We start from the raw sequence: 14,574 nt of genomic DNA, 5'->3' as shown, positions 1-14,574 counted from the left end.
TACAACTTTCGCATTATTTAAAGGCCGCATTGCGGCCTTTTTACTGCCCCTACAAACATGGAGAACAACAATATGCGGACTCAAGTCAAAGCCCTGCTGACAGGGATTATCCTGGCCACCTCAATGGTCAGCGCCGCACAGGCTGCCGACAAGGTGGTGATCGCCCACCGTGGTGCCAGCGGCTATCTGCCGGAACACACGCTGCCAGCCAAAGCTATGGCCTACGCGCAGGGTGCAGACTTCCTCGAGCAGGATCTGGTGATGACCAAAGACAATGAGTTGGTGGTGTTGCATGACCACTACCTCGATCGCGTCACCGACGTCGCCGAACGTTTCCCGGACCGCGCACGTAAAGATGGCCGCTATTACGCCATCGACTTTACCTTGCCAGAAATCAAATCGTTGAAGTTCACCGAAGGCTTCGAGATTGAAAACGGTAAAAAAGTGCAGGGTTACCCTGGCCGTTTCCCGATGGGCAAATCCGATTTCCGCGTCCATACCTTCCAGGAAGAGATCGAGTTTGTGCAGGGGTTGAACCATTCAACCGGCAAGAACATCGGCATTTACCCGGAAATCAAAGCGCCATGGTTCCACAAGCAGGAAGGCAAGGATATCTCCAGCAAAGTGCTGACGGTGCTGAAGCAGTACGGTTATACCGGCAAGGGTGACAACGTTTATCTGCAATGCTTCGACGCCAACGAGCTGAAGCGAATTAAAACCGAGCTGGAACCGAAGATGGGCATGGACCTGAAGCTGGTCCAACTGATTGCCTATAACAAATGGCAGGAAACCTATGAGCAAAAGGCCGACGGCAAATGGGTGGAATATGACTATGACTGGATGTTCAAGCCGGGTGCGATGAAACAAATCGCTCAGTATGCCGATGGCATCGGGCCGGACTACCACATGCTGGTAGTGGCTGAGAAATCCAAACCGGGCAAGGTGGTACTGACCGATATGGTGAAAGAAGCCCATGCCAACAAGCTGGCGGTGCACCCCTTCACCATCCGTGCCGATGCATTGCCGGACTACGTCACCGACGTGAATCAGCTGTATGACGTGATTTACAACCAGGCAGGTGTTGACGGTGTGTTCACCGACTTCCCTGACAAGGGCGTGCAATTCCTGCAAAAGCAGAACCAGCATAAATAATACGAATGAGGGCGCCGCGAGGCGCCCTGTTCATATCAACCCAGGAACATCTTGCGCAGGTAGTGCGGCACTGCGTCATCGACGTTAGAGCCAATCACTTCCAGCTCCGGCAGTTTGTCTTTCAGGCGCTGATGCGCGTCGCGCATGATGCAACCCTTGCCGGCCATCGACAGCATTTCCAGATCATTCATACCGTCGCCGAAGGCAATGCACTCTTTCAGCGTATAGCCGATGATCTTGGCCACTTCTTCCAGCGCATGGCCTTTTGACACACCACCGGCCATCACTTCCAGACAGGTTGGGAACGAGAAGCTGACGTTAACCCGATCGCCCCAACGCGCATTGATGGCATCTTCCAGCGGTAACAGCTTTTCATGATCGTCACAGGTGAAGTACACCTTGCATACGCCATCGGTTTCCAGCAGGCCCGGTTCGAACAGTTGGTACTGGAAAACGGACTCACGGAAGAACTCTTCCTGCTCCGGACTTTCGCGGTTAATGAACCAGTCGTCATTACGGTAAACGTTAGTGGTGATGTCCGGATCGTTGTGCAGCATGCCGTAGAGATCGCGGGCAATGTCTTCGGCCAGGTTATGGCTGAAAATCAGCTCGCCGTCGGTGTTATGCACGCGAGCGCCGTTGGAGGTGATCATAAAGGCGCTGATCTCGAGGTTATCGCGGATCTGCGCAACGTCGATGTGATGACGGCCGGTAGCAAAGACAAAATGCACGCCACGCTGGGTCAGCAGCTTCAGTGTCTCTTTGGCGTAAGGTGACAGAGTGTGGTCGGGTGACAGCAGCGTGCCATCTAAATCGGAAGCGACGACGTGATACATAGCGGTAATTTCTAACCTCTAATGGTGTGGTCGGCGGTTGGGGTACCACCTAAATGATGAGCAAAGAAACGCAGGATTGCGCTCAATGCTTCGGCGCGCATCGCGTCCCGCTCAAACAGGATCTCATGCCGTGCGCCTTCGATAACCTGCGGTTTTCCCCCTTCACAGGGGTGGCCCGCGTCTGACAATGCCTGACAAAAAGCCTGATGGGAACGGTTGTCGACCACCCGATCCTCTCCGGCCTGCAATAATAATAGCGGCGTGGTGATTCTAGCCGCCTGGGTGATGATTTCTCGCCCGGCCTGAAGACTTTCCCTTACCCAGTGGTAGGTTGGCCCACCCACCTGCAGTTCGGGATAATCGGCGTAATAACGTAAACAGCGACGGTAGCGCTCACGGCTGTGGGTCAACACGTTGACCACATAAGGTAGCGGTCGCCACTGACCGGTACCTATTGCATAGTAATCGCGCACCCGCGGGTGCTTCTCCGTCCAGTTCAGAATACGATTGGCCATCCAGCCCGGCATCGGCAAATAGATACCGAACATCGGTGCACAAAACGCAGCAGCATCAAAAGCTTGTGGCTGGCGGGCCAGAAACTGCGCCAGGATCGCACCGCCCATAGAGTGAGCCAACGCAACCTGTTGCCGGTAACCGTGCGGCACCACTTGTTGTTGATAAAACTGGGCGAAATCGTCGACGTAATCGGCAAAGTTTATCACATGACCGCGGTGTGTATCAGCCAGCAAACGACCGGAACGGCCTTGCCCACGGTGATCCAGGATCATCACGTCATAGCCGCAATGGAACAGATCGTAGGCAACCTCAGGATATTTAATATAACTTTCGATACGACCGGGGCTGATCACCACCACCCGCTGATGACGAGAGGAACTGAAACGCACAAAACGGATGGGGACGCCGCCGACGCCGCTGAACTCGCCTTCCTCACGCTGCCGCCAAAAGTCCAGCAGCGGTCCCGTGGCGAAAGCAGAAAACTGCTTTTCACGCGTTAACCAGTCATCAGTGCTGAGAGTAAACGACGTCATCACATGCCTTTTAGCTGGAGGTAGAGCCTATAAAATGTGATAAATATAACTATACCCGATGGCTTTCAAGTTGGCCGCTCTAGCGCGTCCATGCGCTCGCGGCATTTGTACATCCCTGTACAGCACAGCTAGGCGCCCAGCTCGTTCATCCCCAGGTATTGTAGGGGCGCCGCATGCTGCGCCCGCGTTAATCGGGGCGAATATATTCGCCCCCTACAGTAGCTGGAGTTCACGAACTGCAGCTTGAAAGACGCCGGGTAGAGGTCATTTTGACACAAATTGGCGCTTTCAGGGAGTACTGCAATGACCTTGGATTGGTGGTTAACCTATCTGCTGACAACTCTTATCCTCAGCCTGTCACCCGGCTCAGGGGCGATCAATACCATGAGCACCGGTATCAGCCACGGTTATCGTGGCGCAGCGGCATCCATTGCCGGCCTGCAGGTCGGGCTGAGCCTGCATATCGTACTGGTAGGTATTGGTCTGGGTGCGCTGGTATCGCAGTCACTGCTGGCGTTTGAACTGCTGAAGTGGTTCGGTGCCGCCTATCTGGTGTGGCTTGGCATTCAACAGTGGCGCGCTGCAGGTTCGCTGGACTTGCATACGCTGGCAGGCACTATGCCGCGTCGCCGACTGTTCCGTCGCGCCGTGCTGGTCAATCTGACCAACCCGAAAAGCATCGTGTTTCTGGCCGCGCTATTCCCACAGTTTATTTTGCCAAGCCAACCACAAGCCGAGCAGTATCTGGTGCTCGGTGTCACTACCGTGGTGGTGGATATTTTCGTGATGATAGGTTACGCCACCCTGGCTACCCGCATTGCCGGCTGGCTGAAGACGCCACGCCAAATGCAGCTGCTTAACCGCATCTTCGGTTCACTGTTCATTCTGGTGGCCGGGCTGCTGGCGACAGCCAGAAAGGCGTAAAGCAAAAGGGCCGAACATAGCTGTTCAGCCCTCAAAATCCCTGCGGCAATGATTAGCGGGTAAAGATCAGGTGTAAACCAAAACCGGTGAACAGCACGCCCGCCAACCCGTCGATCCACTTGGCCAACCGCTGATAGCCACGGCGCATGGTCGGCAGTGCAAACACCACCGCCACCAGGCTGAACCAAACAAAAGTTTCGGCGATGATCAGCAAGAACAAGCCCCAGCGGGCACCGGCACCGACGTCGTCACCCACAAACAGCGAAAACACGCTGCCGAAATAGATGACCGCCTTCGGATTCGACAAGTTGGTCAGGAAGCCACGGATAAAGCTGCGTCCCGGCTTCGGCAAGGCCACTTTCACCTCTGGCGCAGCAAGCGTCTGGGCATTTTGGGAACGGGCGGAGCGCAGCAGTTGCCAGCCCATCCAGCACAGGTAAATCCCACCGCCCACCATGATGATTTGATGCAGCCAGGCCATTTTTTGCAGGATCAGGTGCAGGCCCATCAAGGCCACGCCCGCCCACACCACGATACCCAGTGAAATGCCCAGCACCCCCATCATCGCCTCACGACGTGAGCGGCTGGCGGCAGTTTGCGAAACAAAAAAGAAGTCCGGCCCCGGGCTCATCAGCGCAATCAGGTGCACCAGTGCCACGGTCAGAAACAGCATCAGCATGATTTATTGCCCTTAATCTTCGTCATTATCGAGGTGATCGCGGATCATCGCCATAAACGGCGCGCCAAAACGCTCCAGTTTACGCTGACCGACACCGTTAACGCTCAACAGATCGCCGGCCTTGATAGGCATCTGCTCCGCCATTTCCAACAAGGTGGCATCGTTAAACACCACATAAGGCGGGATATTTTCTTCGTCGGCAATAGATTTTCGCAGCTTGCGCAATTTGGCAAACAGTTTGCGATCGTAATTGCCGCCGTAGGACTTTTGGTTACTGCTGCTGCGGGCCTTCAGGCTCTGGATGCGCGGTACCGCCAGTTGCAGTTCCAGCTCACCTCGCAACACCGGCCGCGCAGATTCGGTCAATTGCAGCGCCGAGTGCATGGCAATGTTCTGGGTGATAAAACCCAGGTGGATTAACTGACGCAGCACACTGGTCCAGTGTTCGGTGGTCTGCTCGCGACCAATGCCGTACACCGGCAGTTTCTCGTGCCCGTATTCACGGATACGCTGATTATTGGAACCGCGCAGCACTTCGACAATGTACCCCAGCCCGAAACGCTGGCCGACACGGTACACGCAGGACAACGCCTTGCGCGCATCCTCCAGTCCATCGTAACGCTTGGGGGGATCCAGGCAGATATCGCAGTTGCCGCAGTTCTGGTGTTTGCCTTCGCCAAAATAGTTGAGCAGCACCAGGCGGCGGCAGGTTTGCGCTTCGGCAAAAGCCCCCATGGCGTTCAACTTGTGGCGCTCGATATCCAGTTGCTGTCCGGCAGGCTTTTCCTCCAGACAGCGACGCAGCCAGGCCATATCGGCCGGGTCATACAGCAGGATCGCCTCGGCCGGTAAGCCGTCGCGACCGGCACGGCCGGTTTCCTGATAATAAGATTCGATATTGCGCGGAATATCAAAGTGCACCACAAAGCGCACGTTGGGTTTGTTAATGCCCATGCCGAAGGCGACGGTAGCCACCACCACCTGTAAGTCATCCCGCTGGAACGCTTCCTGCACCTGCGCGCGGCGGTCGTTGTCCAACCCGGCATGATAGGCGCCCACGCTCAGCCCACGGCTTTGCAGGCGTGCCGTGGTGTCTTCCACCTTGGCGCGGCTGTTGCAGTAAATGATGCCGCTTTTTCCGCGTTGGTCCTGCACGAAGCGCCACAATTGGTCGAGCGGTTTAAACTTCTCCACCAAAGTGTAGCGAATGTTGGGCCGGTCAAAACTGCTGACCTGCACCAGCGGATCCTGCAGCGCCAGCAGACGCACGATATCGCCACGGGTAGATTCATCAGCGGTGGCGGTCAGGGCAATCACCGGCATATCCGGGAAGCGTTGCTTCAACAGCCCCAGTGCGCGGTATTCAGGGCGGAAATCGTGGCCCCACTGCGAAATACAGTGCGCTTCATCTACCGCCAGCAAGGCAGGTGGATTGCCGCCGAGCTGATCGAGGAAGCTGTCCATCATCAGCCGCTCTGGGGCGATATACAGCATTTTGATCTGGCCGCTGCGGCAACCCGCCATGACCTCAAGCTGTTGCTCGCGCGTCTGGGTCGAGTTATAGCAGGCGGCGGAGACGCCATAGGCCAGCAACTGATCGACCTGATCTTTCATCAAGGAGATCAACGGGGAAACCACTAACGTCAGGCCATCCATCACCAGCGCCGGGATTTGGTAGCACAACGATTTACCGCCGCCGGTCGGCATAACCACCAGGCAATCCTGCCCGCCGATCGCCGTGTTGATAATCGTTTGTTGACCCGGTCGGAATTGCTGGTAGCCGAAGGTATCGCGCAATACCTGCTCTGCCAGCAACTCTTTGTTTATCACTGCTGCGGTTGACACACACTTCCCCATTTTTTGTAGCAAAACGCCGCCTTTATGACGGCCGGATTACATAATATCGTTAAGCATGACACCAACGCCAACCCGTGTCTGCCGGAAGTTGTAATCAATCAAGGATTCGCCGTAACCGCTGAACACCTGGGTATAGAAACGCACATGCTTGCTGATCGGGTAGCTCCAGCCCAATTCTGCACCACCGTAGCCGCTGTTCCAGTTGTAGTGACTGTCGACACTGAACACGCTGTCACCCCAGGCATAACCCACTTTCAGGCGGTAATAGCCCATATATTTGGTGATATCCGGGTTATCGTCGCTGCTGTCGCTTTCTGCGAAACGGAACCAGGGTTTGAGATCCACCTGCCAGTTGCCGTTTTGCGCCATAAAGCGGGCGTAACCCCGGTTCCAGCTACGGGAAGTGGGATCAGAGCGGCCGTTGGACTGGTGATTCAGGCCCACTTCAACGTCACGCAGTGTCCAGCCGGCGAAGCTGTAATCGGTCGCCCACCCCAGGAACACCTGCGGTTCGTAGTTGGTCTCACGGAACGGTGATGACTCACTGTGGTTGGAAAGCTGCCACCAGGAGCGCTGAGTATAAGACGCACCCAGCACCGAGTTGTCGCCAAGAATGCCGCGCCACAGCGGGAATGCCAGGCTGAGCTGGTATTTCACTTCATCCTTGCGAGCATTATCGGCCCAGTTATAGGACTTGATAGCCTCTTTGTTAATATTGCTGGTATCGGTGTACAACACATAGTTGGTGTCATACGGGTACAGCGTGAATGGGTTGTCGTGATCCTGCAGCATGTTGGCAATAATGCTGCCGCGTACCGCCGGTTTATCATGAATTTGCTGCTCTTTGGCTTCTTCTGCCTGAACCAGCAGCGGTGTCGCCAGCGTGGCCAAAACGAACCCTGACAAAATGCGCATAACGTTCCTCACCCCAACAAAAAATGACAAACTCTGAAATAAAAACAGGCCATTTTACACACAAAGGGAGCTTTACAGCAGTGTGGCGTGTATTTATTGGATTAGTCTGGAAAGCAACAAAATATAGGCATAATATCAACAAACAGTTAACCTGGACTGACCAGTTAGCTTCCCTTACTACACCGAACAAGAATGGGTATTTATGTCTACCACACCACTGACACTTGAAGCCGCACGCCAGAAAATTGGCGAAATCTTTGTTTATCACATGCCGTTTAACCGCGAGCTGGGCCTGGAACTGCGCCGTTTTGACGACGATTACGTAGAGCTGAGTTTCACCAACCAGCCCAAGCTGGTGGGTAACGCAGCTCAGAAAATCCTGCACGGCGGCGTCATCGCCTCAGTGCTGGACGTCGCTGCGGGGCTGGCCTGCGCCGGCAGCGTGCTGATGCGCCTGGATCCGTTGATCGAAGAAGAAGTGGCTACGCGTCTCTCTCGCATGGGGACTATCGACCTGCGCGTTGACTATCTGCGCCCTGGACGTGGCGAGCATTTCGTTGCCGCCGCCAGCGTATTGCGCAGCGGCAACAAAGTCGCGGTCGCCCGCGTCGAACTGCATAACCACGATGGCCTGCATATCGCCAGCGCCACCGCAACCTACCTGGTAGGGTGATTGTGTGCGGTGAGTCTCTTCAGTACACTCACCGCATCTTCGTTTTTCCCATCCGAGTAACGTCATGGACGCACAGCAAACCCGACAGGGCATCTTCTTTGCTCTGGCCGCCTATTTTATTTGGGGTATCGCCCCGGCCTATTTCAAGCTGATCCAGCAGGTACCCGCCGATGAGATCCTCACCCATCGGGTGATTTGGTCATTCTTCTTTATGCTGGCGCTGATCACAGTCGGGCGTAACTGGCCACAGGTGCGGGCCGCCTGCCACAACCGCAAGCGACTCTTGTTGCTGGCGGTAACCGCGCTGTTGATCGGCGGCAACTGGCTGCTGTTTATCTGGGCGGTCAATAACCACCATATGCTGGAAGCCAGCCTGGGTTACTTCATTAATCCACTGGTGAATGTGCTGTTGGGGATGTTGTTCCTGGGCGAACGCTTCCGTCGGATGCAATGGCTGGCGGTGATACTGGCTTTTGCCGGCGTCCTGATCCAGCTATGGCAATTCGGTTCGCTACCGATTATCGGCCTGGGGCTGGCGTTCAGCTTTGCCTTCTACGGCCTGTTGCGCAAGAAGATCGCCATCGACGCGCAAACCGGTATGCTGATCGAAACCCTGTGGCTACTGCCGGTAGCAGCGGCCTATCTGTTCCTGTTCGCCGACAGCCCAACCAGCCATCTTGGTGCCAACTCCTGGTCGCTGAACCTGTTGCTGGTGGCGGCCGGTATCGTCACCACCATCCCGCTGCTGTTCTTTACCGCTGCAGCTACCCGCCTGCGCCTGTCGACGCTAGGCTTCTTCCAGTATCTCGGCCCCACGCTGATGTTCCTGCTGGCCGTCACCTTTTACGGTGAAACCGTCGGGCAAGACAAGCTGGTGACCTTCGGCTTTATCTGGGCGGCGCTGCTGTTGTTTATTCTCGACGCGCTCTACACCCAGCGCAAACTGCGTTGATGCCGGCATGGCGCGGGTAATGGTTTAACCGCGCCACGCTGAACCGGCGACCGTTATCTGCCGCCAACCATCATTAATGCCTTAAGAAGTCCAGGCTGCCATAACGCGTAACCAGCTTGTCATACTCCGCGCTGTCGTAAAAACTGGCACGCTTCCAGGTATATTGCTTCGCCACTTCGTGAACAAAACGGGTCGCCTCATTGAGTTCAGTAATATAACTGGCACCCGTTTCGCTGCCCGGCACCACGCTGGCTGCGGTGATCGCCAGGCCCACGACCGGTGCCTCTGTGGCAACATGGGGCTGCATGATGCTGTTGAAGTGGTAAACACCGTTATCGTAATCGGTAATATCCTGGGTCGTGATCGGGAAGGTTACCGCTGGTTTGCCGGTGGTCAGCTCCATCAGTTTTACCAGGTCCGGTGCCACTCGCAGTATGTAGCCTTGCTTCGCCGTTGCCGAAAGCGCCATTCCCTTATGGTTGATGATGGTGTTGCCCTTGGAAGTATCCACTGAAATGATGGCATCCATCTCCGGCAATACTTCGTACTGGTTCATCGTCGCCGAAGAAACCGGCATACCCATAAAGTCGACAGGTTCATGCGGGGTAATGCTGACATGGGTTGCCACATGGGTAGTGACAATCACATCTCCTTTCAAGCGAGCGCCCTTGACCGCGCTTTCCCACAAGCTAGCCGCCGTAGCCAGGGCAACCGTAGAGCCATCGGCATCGGAAACCTGGCCAATACGGGCCGGGATCGCCGCCTGTGCGCCCAAACGCCCAATGACCCCCAGGGTTGGATACTGGCTTTTTTCGCCCAGCACCAGTTTACCTTCCGTGCCCTTGATGAAAATTTGGATAAACTCACAGTTGTACTGTGGATCCTCTGGAGCCTGATAAGGCACCGTCCGTAACTGGATAATGCCGCCCTCACCCAATGCATTCAGGTAATCGGCAAAATCATTAGCGCACAGCGCCGGGTTATCCATCATTTCGTGGATAGCCATCACATGTTTAAAGCTCATCGTCCCACTCCCTTTATTGAGGATAAATCGAAAGGCTGCCCCACTGGCAGTTTCCTATCCCCTTGTAGGGTAAAGACTATTCCCCCTTGCTCGCCAAGGACCTTCGCCCTGTCATCTTCCACCAACAAAGCGCTGCCTTCAGGAAGAGCCAGCAGTTCTTCCTGTGGGTTGATCGCCAGGAACTCCGCCAATCGCTCTTCACGGGTTTCACCGTTATGGCCCGGTGGTTTGCCCGAAATAAAATGTGGGTTGATCTGGAAGGGCACCAAATTCAGTGCATCAAACGTCGGCGGTGCAATGATCGGCATATCATTGGTGGTACGAATCGTCGGGCAGGCAACGTTGCTGCCGGCACTCCAGCCAATATAGGGAACGCCTTCGAGTACACGTCTGCGGATCGCCGCAACCAGATCGGCATCATACATTCTGCGTAAAAGTGCCCAGGTGTTACCACCACCGATGGCAATCGCCTGTGCTGCGTTGACCGCCGCCAGCGGATCTTCGGCCCGATGGATCGAATTTATCCCATAGCCCAAAGCCGCAAATACCGGCTTTACCCGCGCTTCATACTCATCAAAGCTGAAGGTCACCGCCGCATAAGGCACAAACAGCACCTGCTGCCCCTGGTGTTGCAGCACCGCATGGATTTGCTCGCCGGCATGTTCCAGATATCCCTGATTTCCCTGACGCGAACTGCTCATCAACAGTACTTTTTTCATTACTCTTACTCCTTGTCTGGATCGCTGTGTCTTAGTTAACTGAACGAATAAGCTCTACCGCGCGATCGATTTCCTGCTCGGTATTGAAATAGTGAAGAGAGAGGCGCGCCATACGCTCGATGCCGTACAGCTGCATGATGGCGTGTGCCATAAAATGCCCGGCTTCAATAATCACCCCTTGCCGCTCCAGCAGGGTCACCAGTTGGCTGGGATCTCGCCCGGCGATATTAAACGGCAACAGGCCAATGCGTTCTGAAGCTATCTGCGGACCATAGATTTGTATGCCAGGCAGCGTATTCAGGCGGCTAACGGCGTAACAGGTCAGCTCTCGCACACGCTGTTCAATGGCCGCCATGCCCAGCGATTGCGCATACTCAATGGCCGCGCCCAGACTCAAAATGGCAGGTACATTGGGGCAACCCGCTTCAAAACGCCTGGCCGTATCAGGAAGTACCAGTTGCCCCGCGTCATCAAAACTGCTGTTCCACCAGCCCACCAAACTTGGCTCCAATTGGTTCACCAGCCCGGCACGGACATACAGCACGCCAGACCCTTCTATGGCGCGCAACCCCTTACGGCCGCAAGCGGCCAGGAAATCACACCCTAGCGCGCTGACGTCGGTAGCCAGCATCCCCAGACTTTGCGAAGCATTGACCAGGCTCAGAACGCCCCGCTGACGCGCCAGCGCACACAGCGCCTGTACCGGCTGAATAGCCCCGGTGGCATTGGAGAGTGCCCCAAACGTCAGCAGGCGTGTCTTATCCGTCATCAAGGAAGCGATATGCGCTGGCTCCAACACCCCTTGATCATTGGCCTTCGCCGCCACCACCTTGATTCCGCGCCGATGCTGCAGTCGCAGCCACGGCGAAATGTTGCTGAGGATTTCGGTGTTAGGCACGATCACCTCATCACCTTCTTGCCAATCAATGCCCTGCGCCACCAGCGAGATACCTTCACTTCCATTGCGGGTAAAAGCGATTTCACCGACATCTGCATTCAGGAAGGCCGCCGTCTGTTGACGGATAGTCTCTAACTGCGCGTAAATCTTCTTGCGCAAGCTAGGCAGATACGGCCCCTGGTATGCCGTGGCGTCTAAATAATCCTTTACCCGGTTCAGTACCGGCAGTGGCGGCGGCGCGGCCGCCCCGGTATCAAAATAGGCGTACTCTTTGGTCACCGGGGTATCTTGTCTGATTTGCTGAATATCCATGGTCATTCCATTATCTCCTTGATATAAGTTCATATTTATCGGATGAATAACGCGACGAGTTTTGCTTTCAGTAACGGGATAAACATTTTTGCAGCGGCGAACAACGCATCCCCGGCAATCAAGCCACCAGCAAAAGACGACGTGTCAGCAACCGTGCGATTAAAGCCCTTTTCCAGTAGCAGGCGGACCAGCAAGGCCGCCAATACGGTCCAGCCAGCGGTCGGGTAGTTAATCAGCAACCCGGTAGCGAACAGCACGCCCAATTGCCGCGATGCGCCCCCCCACCATTGCAGCAATGCGCCCGGCACGGCCCAAATCAACAATTGCATCGCCACTTCCGGTGAGGTTCCGGCTTTAATGGTGCTGGCATAAGCGCGAGAGGCAGGGGCGACCAAATCCTGGTTGAAGTAGGTTTGGTACATCAGCGCCACCATCACAATGGCGACAGCAAAGCCCAACATCGCAATCAGGTACTGTTGGCGGCGGCCATACAACTCTGCGACTTTATCCTGGCCTTCACCCCGGATCAGAAACCCGGTTTTCAGGTCAAAACCCTTATCCGCAAAAGCCGGGCCGGTAGCGGCGCAGAACCCTACCAGCATCGCCAAGGCTTGCGGTGGGAAACCAATCAGCATGCCGATGATCAGTGAGATTAATGCGGCAGCAAAAGCCGGGAACCAGCCGGAATACATGGCGGCGATGCCAACGATAGTTTCCTGAACCAGCGCCGCAACGGCGGCAAATAGCAGGAAACCCACCAGCATGGGTAAACTCATGTCGGTATACAGGCCCGCCATAACCGCAATCAGCAATGCCACCAGCAAATAAGCGACAAAACCGCTCCTCAGGGTCAGCATGAATTTTTTCGCCGCCTGTTTATCTTCACCGACAGGATTGGTCGCCCTACGGGAAGCCACTATCTGGCGGACCACCTGAATCAGTGCCACCAAGCCCGCGCCGATCATAAAACCATGGGGGATAAACAAGGCATTCACATCAAAGGAAGGGATCACATCGATGAAGGGGTGATTGTTGGCATACCCGCGCACCAACAGGCCGATGCCAAACATCATTAGGGCGACTTGATTACCGATCAATGCGACGCCAGCAGCGGACATAGGAACCCCCAACGCCGCACCGCCCACCCCTGCCGCAATGCCAATGCCTAAAAAGAGTGCCTTTTTGCCGCCACGATCGCCGGCCCAGAGAGCCTCTGCTGTCGCCACCCCCGCAGGCCAGACGCCGGTCGCCGGGAAAACTTTGCTGTCAAACATGCGGTACAGCATGGTGGCATCGACCAACATCGCCATCGCCGACCCCAGCAACATCGGCCATACCAGCTCCGGCATCCCCATCAGCCAGGGAATGCCGATTGCCGTCATCAGGCAGTTGGCGGCGCCAAAGGTGGCAGCCGATACCGCCGTTTGCACCAGATTCTGCCGCCGTATATCGCGGAACCCTGCCAGTGCCGCGATCGGAATACGTGAAACACAGATGGCGATCAGCGCGCCCAGAATCGAGGTATTGGCTGAGATCCCCAGGGTCGTAATCAGTTGAATACCAATGATGGCTCCCAGCGCGGCCAATATAATGGCGGCCAGTAGCAATAACGGTTCTGTCATTTTCGGCTGTGGTATCTGTTCCATATGTTCCCCTGGCCTTATGCCGGCCCTATTTCGTTATGGTGTTCCTGCCCTGGCGGTGTTGCCGCTAACCAAAATGGCGCAGTGCCTGACGAACCTGCCCCTGGGCCAGCGTCATCTCTTCAATGCATCCGGCAATACGTTGTTCATCAAAACGAAAAGCCGGCCCAGCCAATGCCAGCGAACCAAATAGCACGCCGTCTTTCCCCCAGATGGGTACCGCGAGACCAAAGCTTTCACGTACCCATTCCCCTTTGGTATAGGCAAATCCGGCCTCGCGGATGGCATCACACTCCTGCAGCAATGCCGCCGCATCCCAGGTAATTTCTGAGGTATTTTCCTGCTGCCGTTGCACCCAGGCCGCAAAATGCGCTGCCGGCATATGCGCCAGAATCGCTTTTGAGGCCGCTCCGGCATGCAGCGGCATATGGGAGCCGGTGCTGACTCGCAACTGAATCGTGTTGGGGCTTTCCCCAATGGCAATACAGATACAGTCATCACGACTCAGCCAATTCAAATAGGCCGTTTCACCACTGCTCAAGGCCAGGGTTTGCAGGATGGGCGTCACCACTTCGATAAAGGTCATCACGCCCGAAACCATGCCGCCCAGTTGATAAAAACGCAGCCCCAAGCAGTATTGCGTTTTTGGTGCACCTAGCCGCAGCAAGAAACCATGTTCGGTATAAGTGGCCAGCATGCGCTGCACCACCGCCGGGTGTTGCCCACAAGCTTTAGCCAAACCACGAACGCCCCATTTGGGTGTCTCTGGGGTGAAGTAATCCAGCAAGCTGAGGGCCGTCGAAAGGCTCTTTAGACTCATATCTTCTGTCTCTCATACAGATACAATGTTGTTTTTAAATAGACACTTAGCTCTGTTTAAAACGTTATTGCCGACAGCTCAAGCTAAAGATGGTTAATTGATGAGCGATGGATGAGAAGTG

At 55.5% G+C, this 14,574-nt stretch carries 14 protein-coding genes; 4 read left to right on the top strand and 10 right to left on the bottom strand.

What is annotated here, in order from left to right:
* The first annotated feature begins 72 nt into the window (after window positions 1–72).
* Window positions 73–1,152 carry a glycerophosphodiester phosphodiesterase gene (gene glpQ, locus E5C26_RS01025; RefSeq protein WP_135314689.1) on the top strand — a complete coding sequence of 360 codons (1,080 nt, stop codon included), beginning with the start codon at window positions 73–75 and terminating at the stop codon, window positions 1,150–1,152.
* 35 nt (window positions 1,153–1,187) lie between these two features.
* Here glpQ and yigL read toward each other — a convergent pair whose 3' ends face one another.
* Complete coding sequence (gene yigL / locus E5C26_RS01020) at window positions 1,188–1,988, bottom strand: sugar/pyridoxal phosphate phosphatase YigL (RefSeq protein ID WP_135314688.1); 801 nt, start codon at window positions 1,986–1,988, stop codon at window positions 1,188–1,190.
* A gap of 11 nt (window positions 1,989–1,999) precedes the next feature.
* On the bottom strand, window positions 2,000–3,037 hold the full coding sequence (pldB, locus tag E5C26_RS01015; protein ID WP_135314687.1) for a lysophospholipase L2: 1,038 nt from the start codon (window positions 3,035–3,037) through the stop codon (window positions 2,000–2,002).
* Between the two features lie 303 nt (window positions 3,038–3,340).
* Here pldB and rhtB point away from each other — a divergent pair, with 303 nt between their 5' ends.
* Entirely contained in the window at window positions 3,341–3,961 is a 621-nt protein-coding gene (gene rhtB, locus E5C26_RS01010) for a homoserine/homoserine lactone efflux protein (protein ID WP_135314686.1), read from the top strand.
* Window positions 3,962–4,013: 52 nt separating this feature from the next.
* Here the strand turns inward: rhtB and rhtC are convergent, their stop codons facing one another.
* The 3 genes from rhtC to pldA are packed head-to-tail and all read right to left on the bottom strand — an operon-like array spanning window position 4,014 to window position 7,412.
* Window positions 4,014–4,640 carry a threonine export protein RhtC gene (gene rhtC, locus E5C26_RS01005; RefSeq protein WP_135314685.1) on the bottom strand — a complete coding sequence of 209 codons (627 nt, stop codon included), beginning with the start codon at window positions 4,638–4,640 and terminating at the stop codon, window positions 4,014–4,016.
* A gap of 12 nt (window positions 4,641–4,652) precedes the next feature.
* A complete protein-coding gene (gene recQ, locus E5C26_RS01000; RefSeq protein WP_135314684.1) occupies window positions 4,653–6,485 on the bottom strand; it encodes an ATP-dependent DNA helicase RecQ in 1,833 nt (610 codons plus the stop codon).
* Between the two features lie 48 nt (window positions 6,486–6,533).
* A complete protein-coding gene (gene pldA / locus E5C26_RS00995) occupies window positions 6,534–7,412 on the bottom strand; it encodes a phospholipase A (protein WP_135314683.1) in 879 nt (292 codons plus the stop codon).
* A 202-nt stretch (window positions 7,413–7,614) separates the two neighbouring features.
* Here pldA and E5C26_RS00990 point away from each other — a divergent pair, with 202 nt between their 5' ends.
* Entirely contained in the window at window positions 7,615–8,085 is a 471-nt protein-coding gene (locus E5C26_RS00990) for a thioesterase family protein (RefSeq protein ID WP_012004662.1), read from the top strand.
* A 64-nt stretch (window positions 8,086–8,149) separates the two neighbouring features.
* Window positions 8,150–9,037, top strand: coding sequence for an EamA family transporter RarD (gene rarD, locus E5C26_RS00985; protein ID WP_135314682.1), 888 nt, complete (start codon window positions 8,150–8,152; stop codon window positions 9,035–9,037).
* Window positions 9,038–9,110: 73 nt separating this feature from the next.
* Here rarD and E5C26_RS00980 read toward each other — a convergent pair whose 3' ends face one another.
* The 5 genes from E5C26_RS00980 to E5C26_RS00960 all read right to left on the bottom strand — a co-directional run bounded on the left by E5C26_RS00980 (window position 9,111) and on the right by E5C26_RS00960 (window position 14,453).
* Window positions 9,111–10,061: a DUF1177 domain-containing protein gene (locus E5C26_RS00980; RefSeq protein ID WP_135314681.1), complete on the bottom strand. Its 951-nt coding sequence runs from the start codon at window positions 10,059–10,061 to the stop codon at window positions 9,111–9,113.
* Window positions 10,058–10,780 carry a dipeptidase PepE gene (gene pepE / locus E5C26_RS00975; RefSeq protein WP_135314680.1) on the bottom strand — a complete coding sequence of 241 codons (723 nt, stop codon included), beginning with the start codon at window positions 10,778–10,780 and terminating at the stop codon, window positions 10,058–10,060. Before pepE ends, E5C26_RS00980 begins: the two co-directional genes overlap by 4 nt.
* Before the next feature lie 31 nt (window positions 10,781–10,811).
* On the bottom strand, window positions 10,812–11,996 hold the full coding sequence (locus tag E5C26_RS00970) for an aminotransferase class V-fold PLP-dependent enzyme (RefSeq protein WP_206194219.1): 1,185 nt from the start codon (window positions 11,994–11,996) through the stop codon (window positions 10,812–10,814).
* A 29-nt stretch (window positions 11,997–12,025) separates the two neighbouring features.
* Window positions 12,026–13,636: an OPT/YSL family transporter gene (locus E5C26_RS00965; protein ID WP_135314679.1), complete on the bottom strand. Its 1,611-nt coding sequence runs from the start codon at window positions 13,634–13,636 to the stop codon at window positions 12,026–12,028.
* Window positions 13,637–13,700: 64 nt separating this feature from the next.
* The gene (locus tag E5C26_RS00960) at window positions 13,701–14,453 is read right to left on the bottom strand and encodes an IclR family transcriptional regulator (protein WP_135314678.1); all 753 of its coding nucleotides are present in this window, start codon (window positions 14,451–14,453) and stop codon (window positions 13,701–13,703) included.
* Window positions 14,454–14,574: the final 121 nt, after the last annotated feature.

Source organism: Serratia proteamaculans, from assembly GCF_004684015.1.
In the GTDB taxonomy this organism is placed as follows: domain Bacteria; phylum Pseudomonadota; class Gammaproteobacteria; order Enterobacterales; family Enterobacteriaceae; genus Serratia; species Serratia proteamaculans_F.
This window is presented reverse-complemented; position numbering and strand designations above follow the sequence as displayed.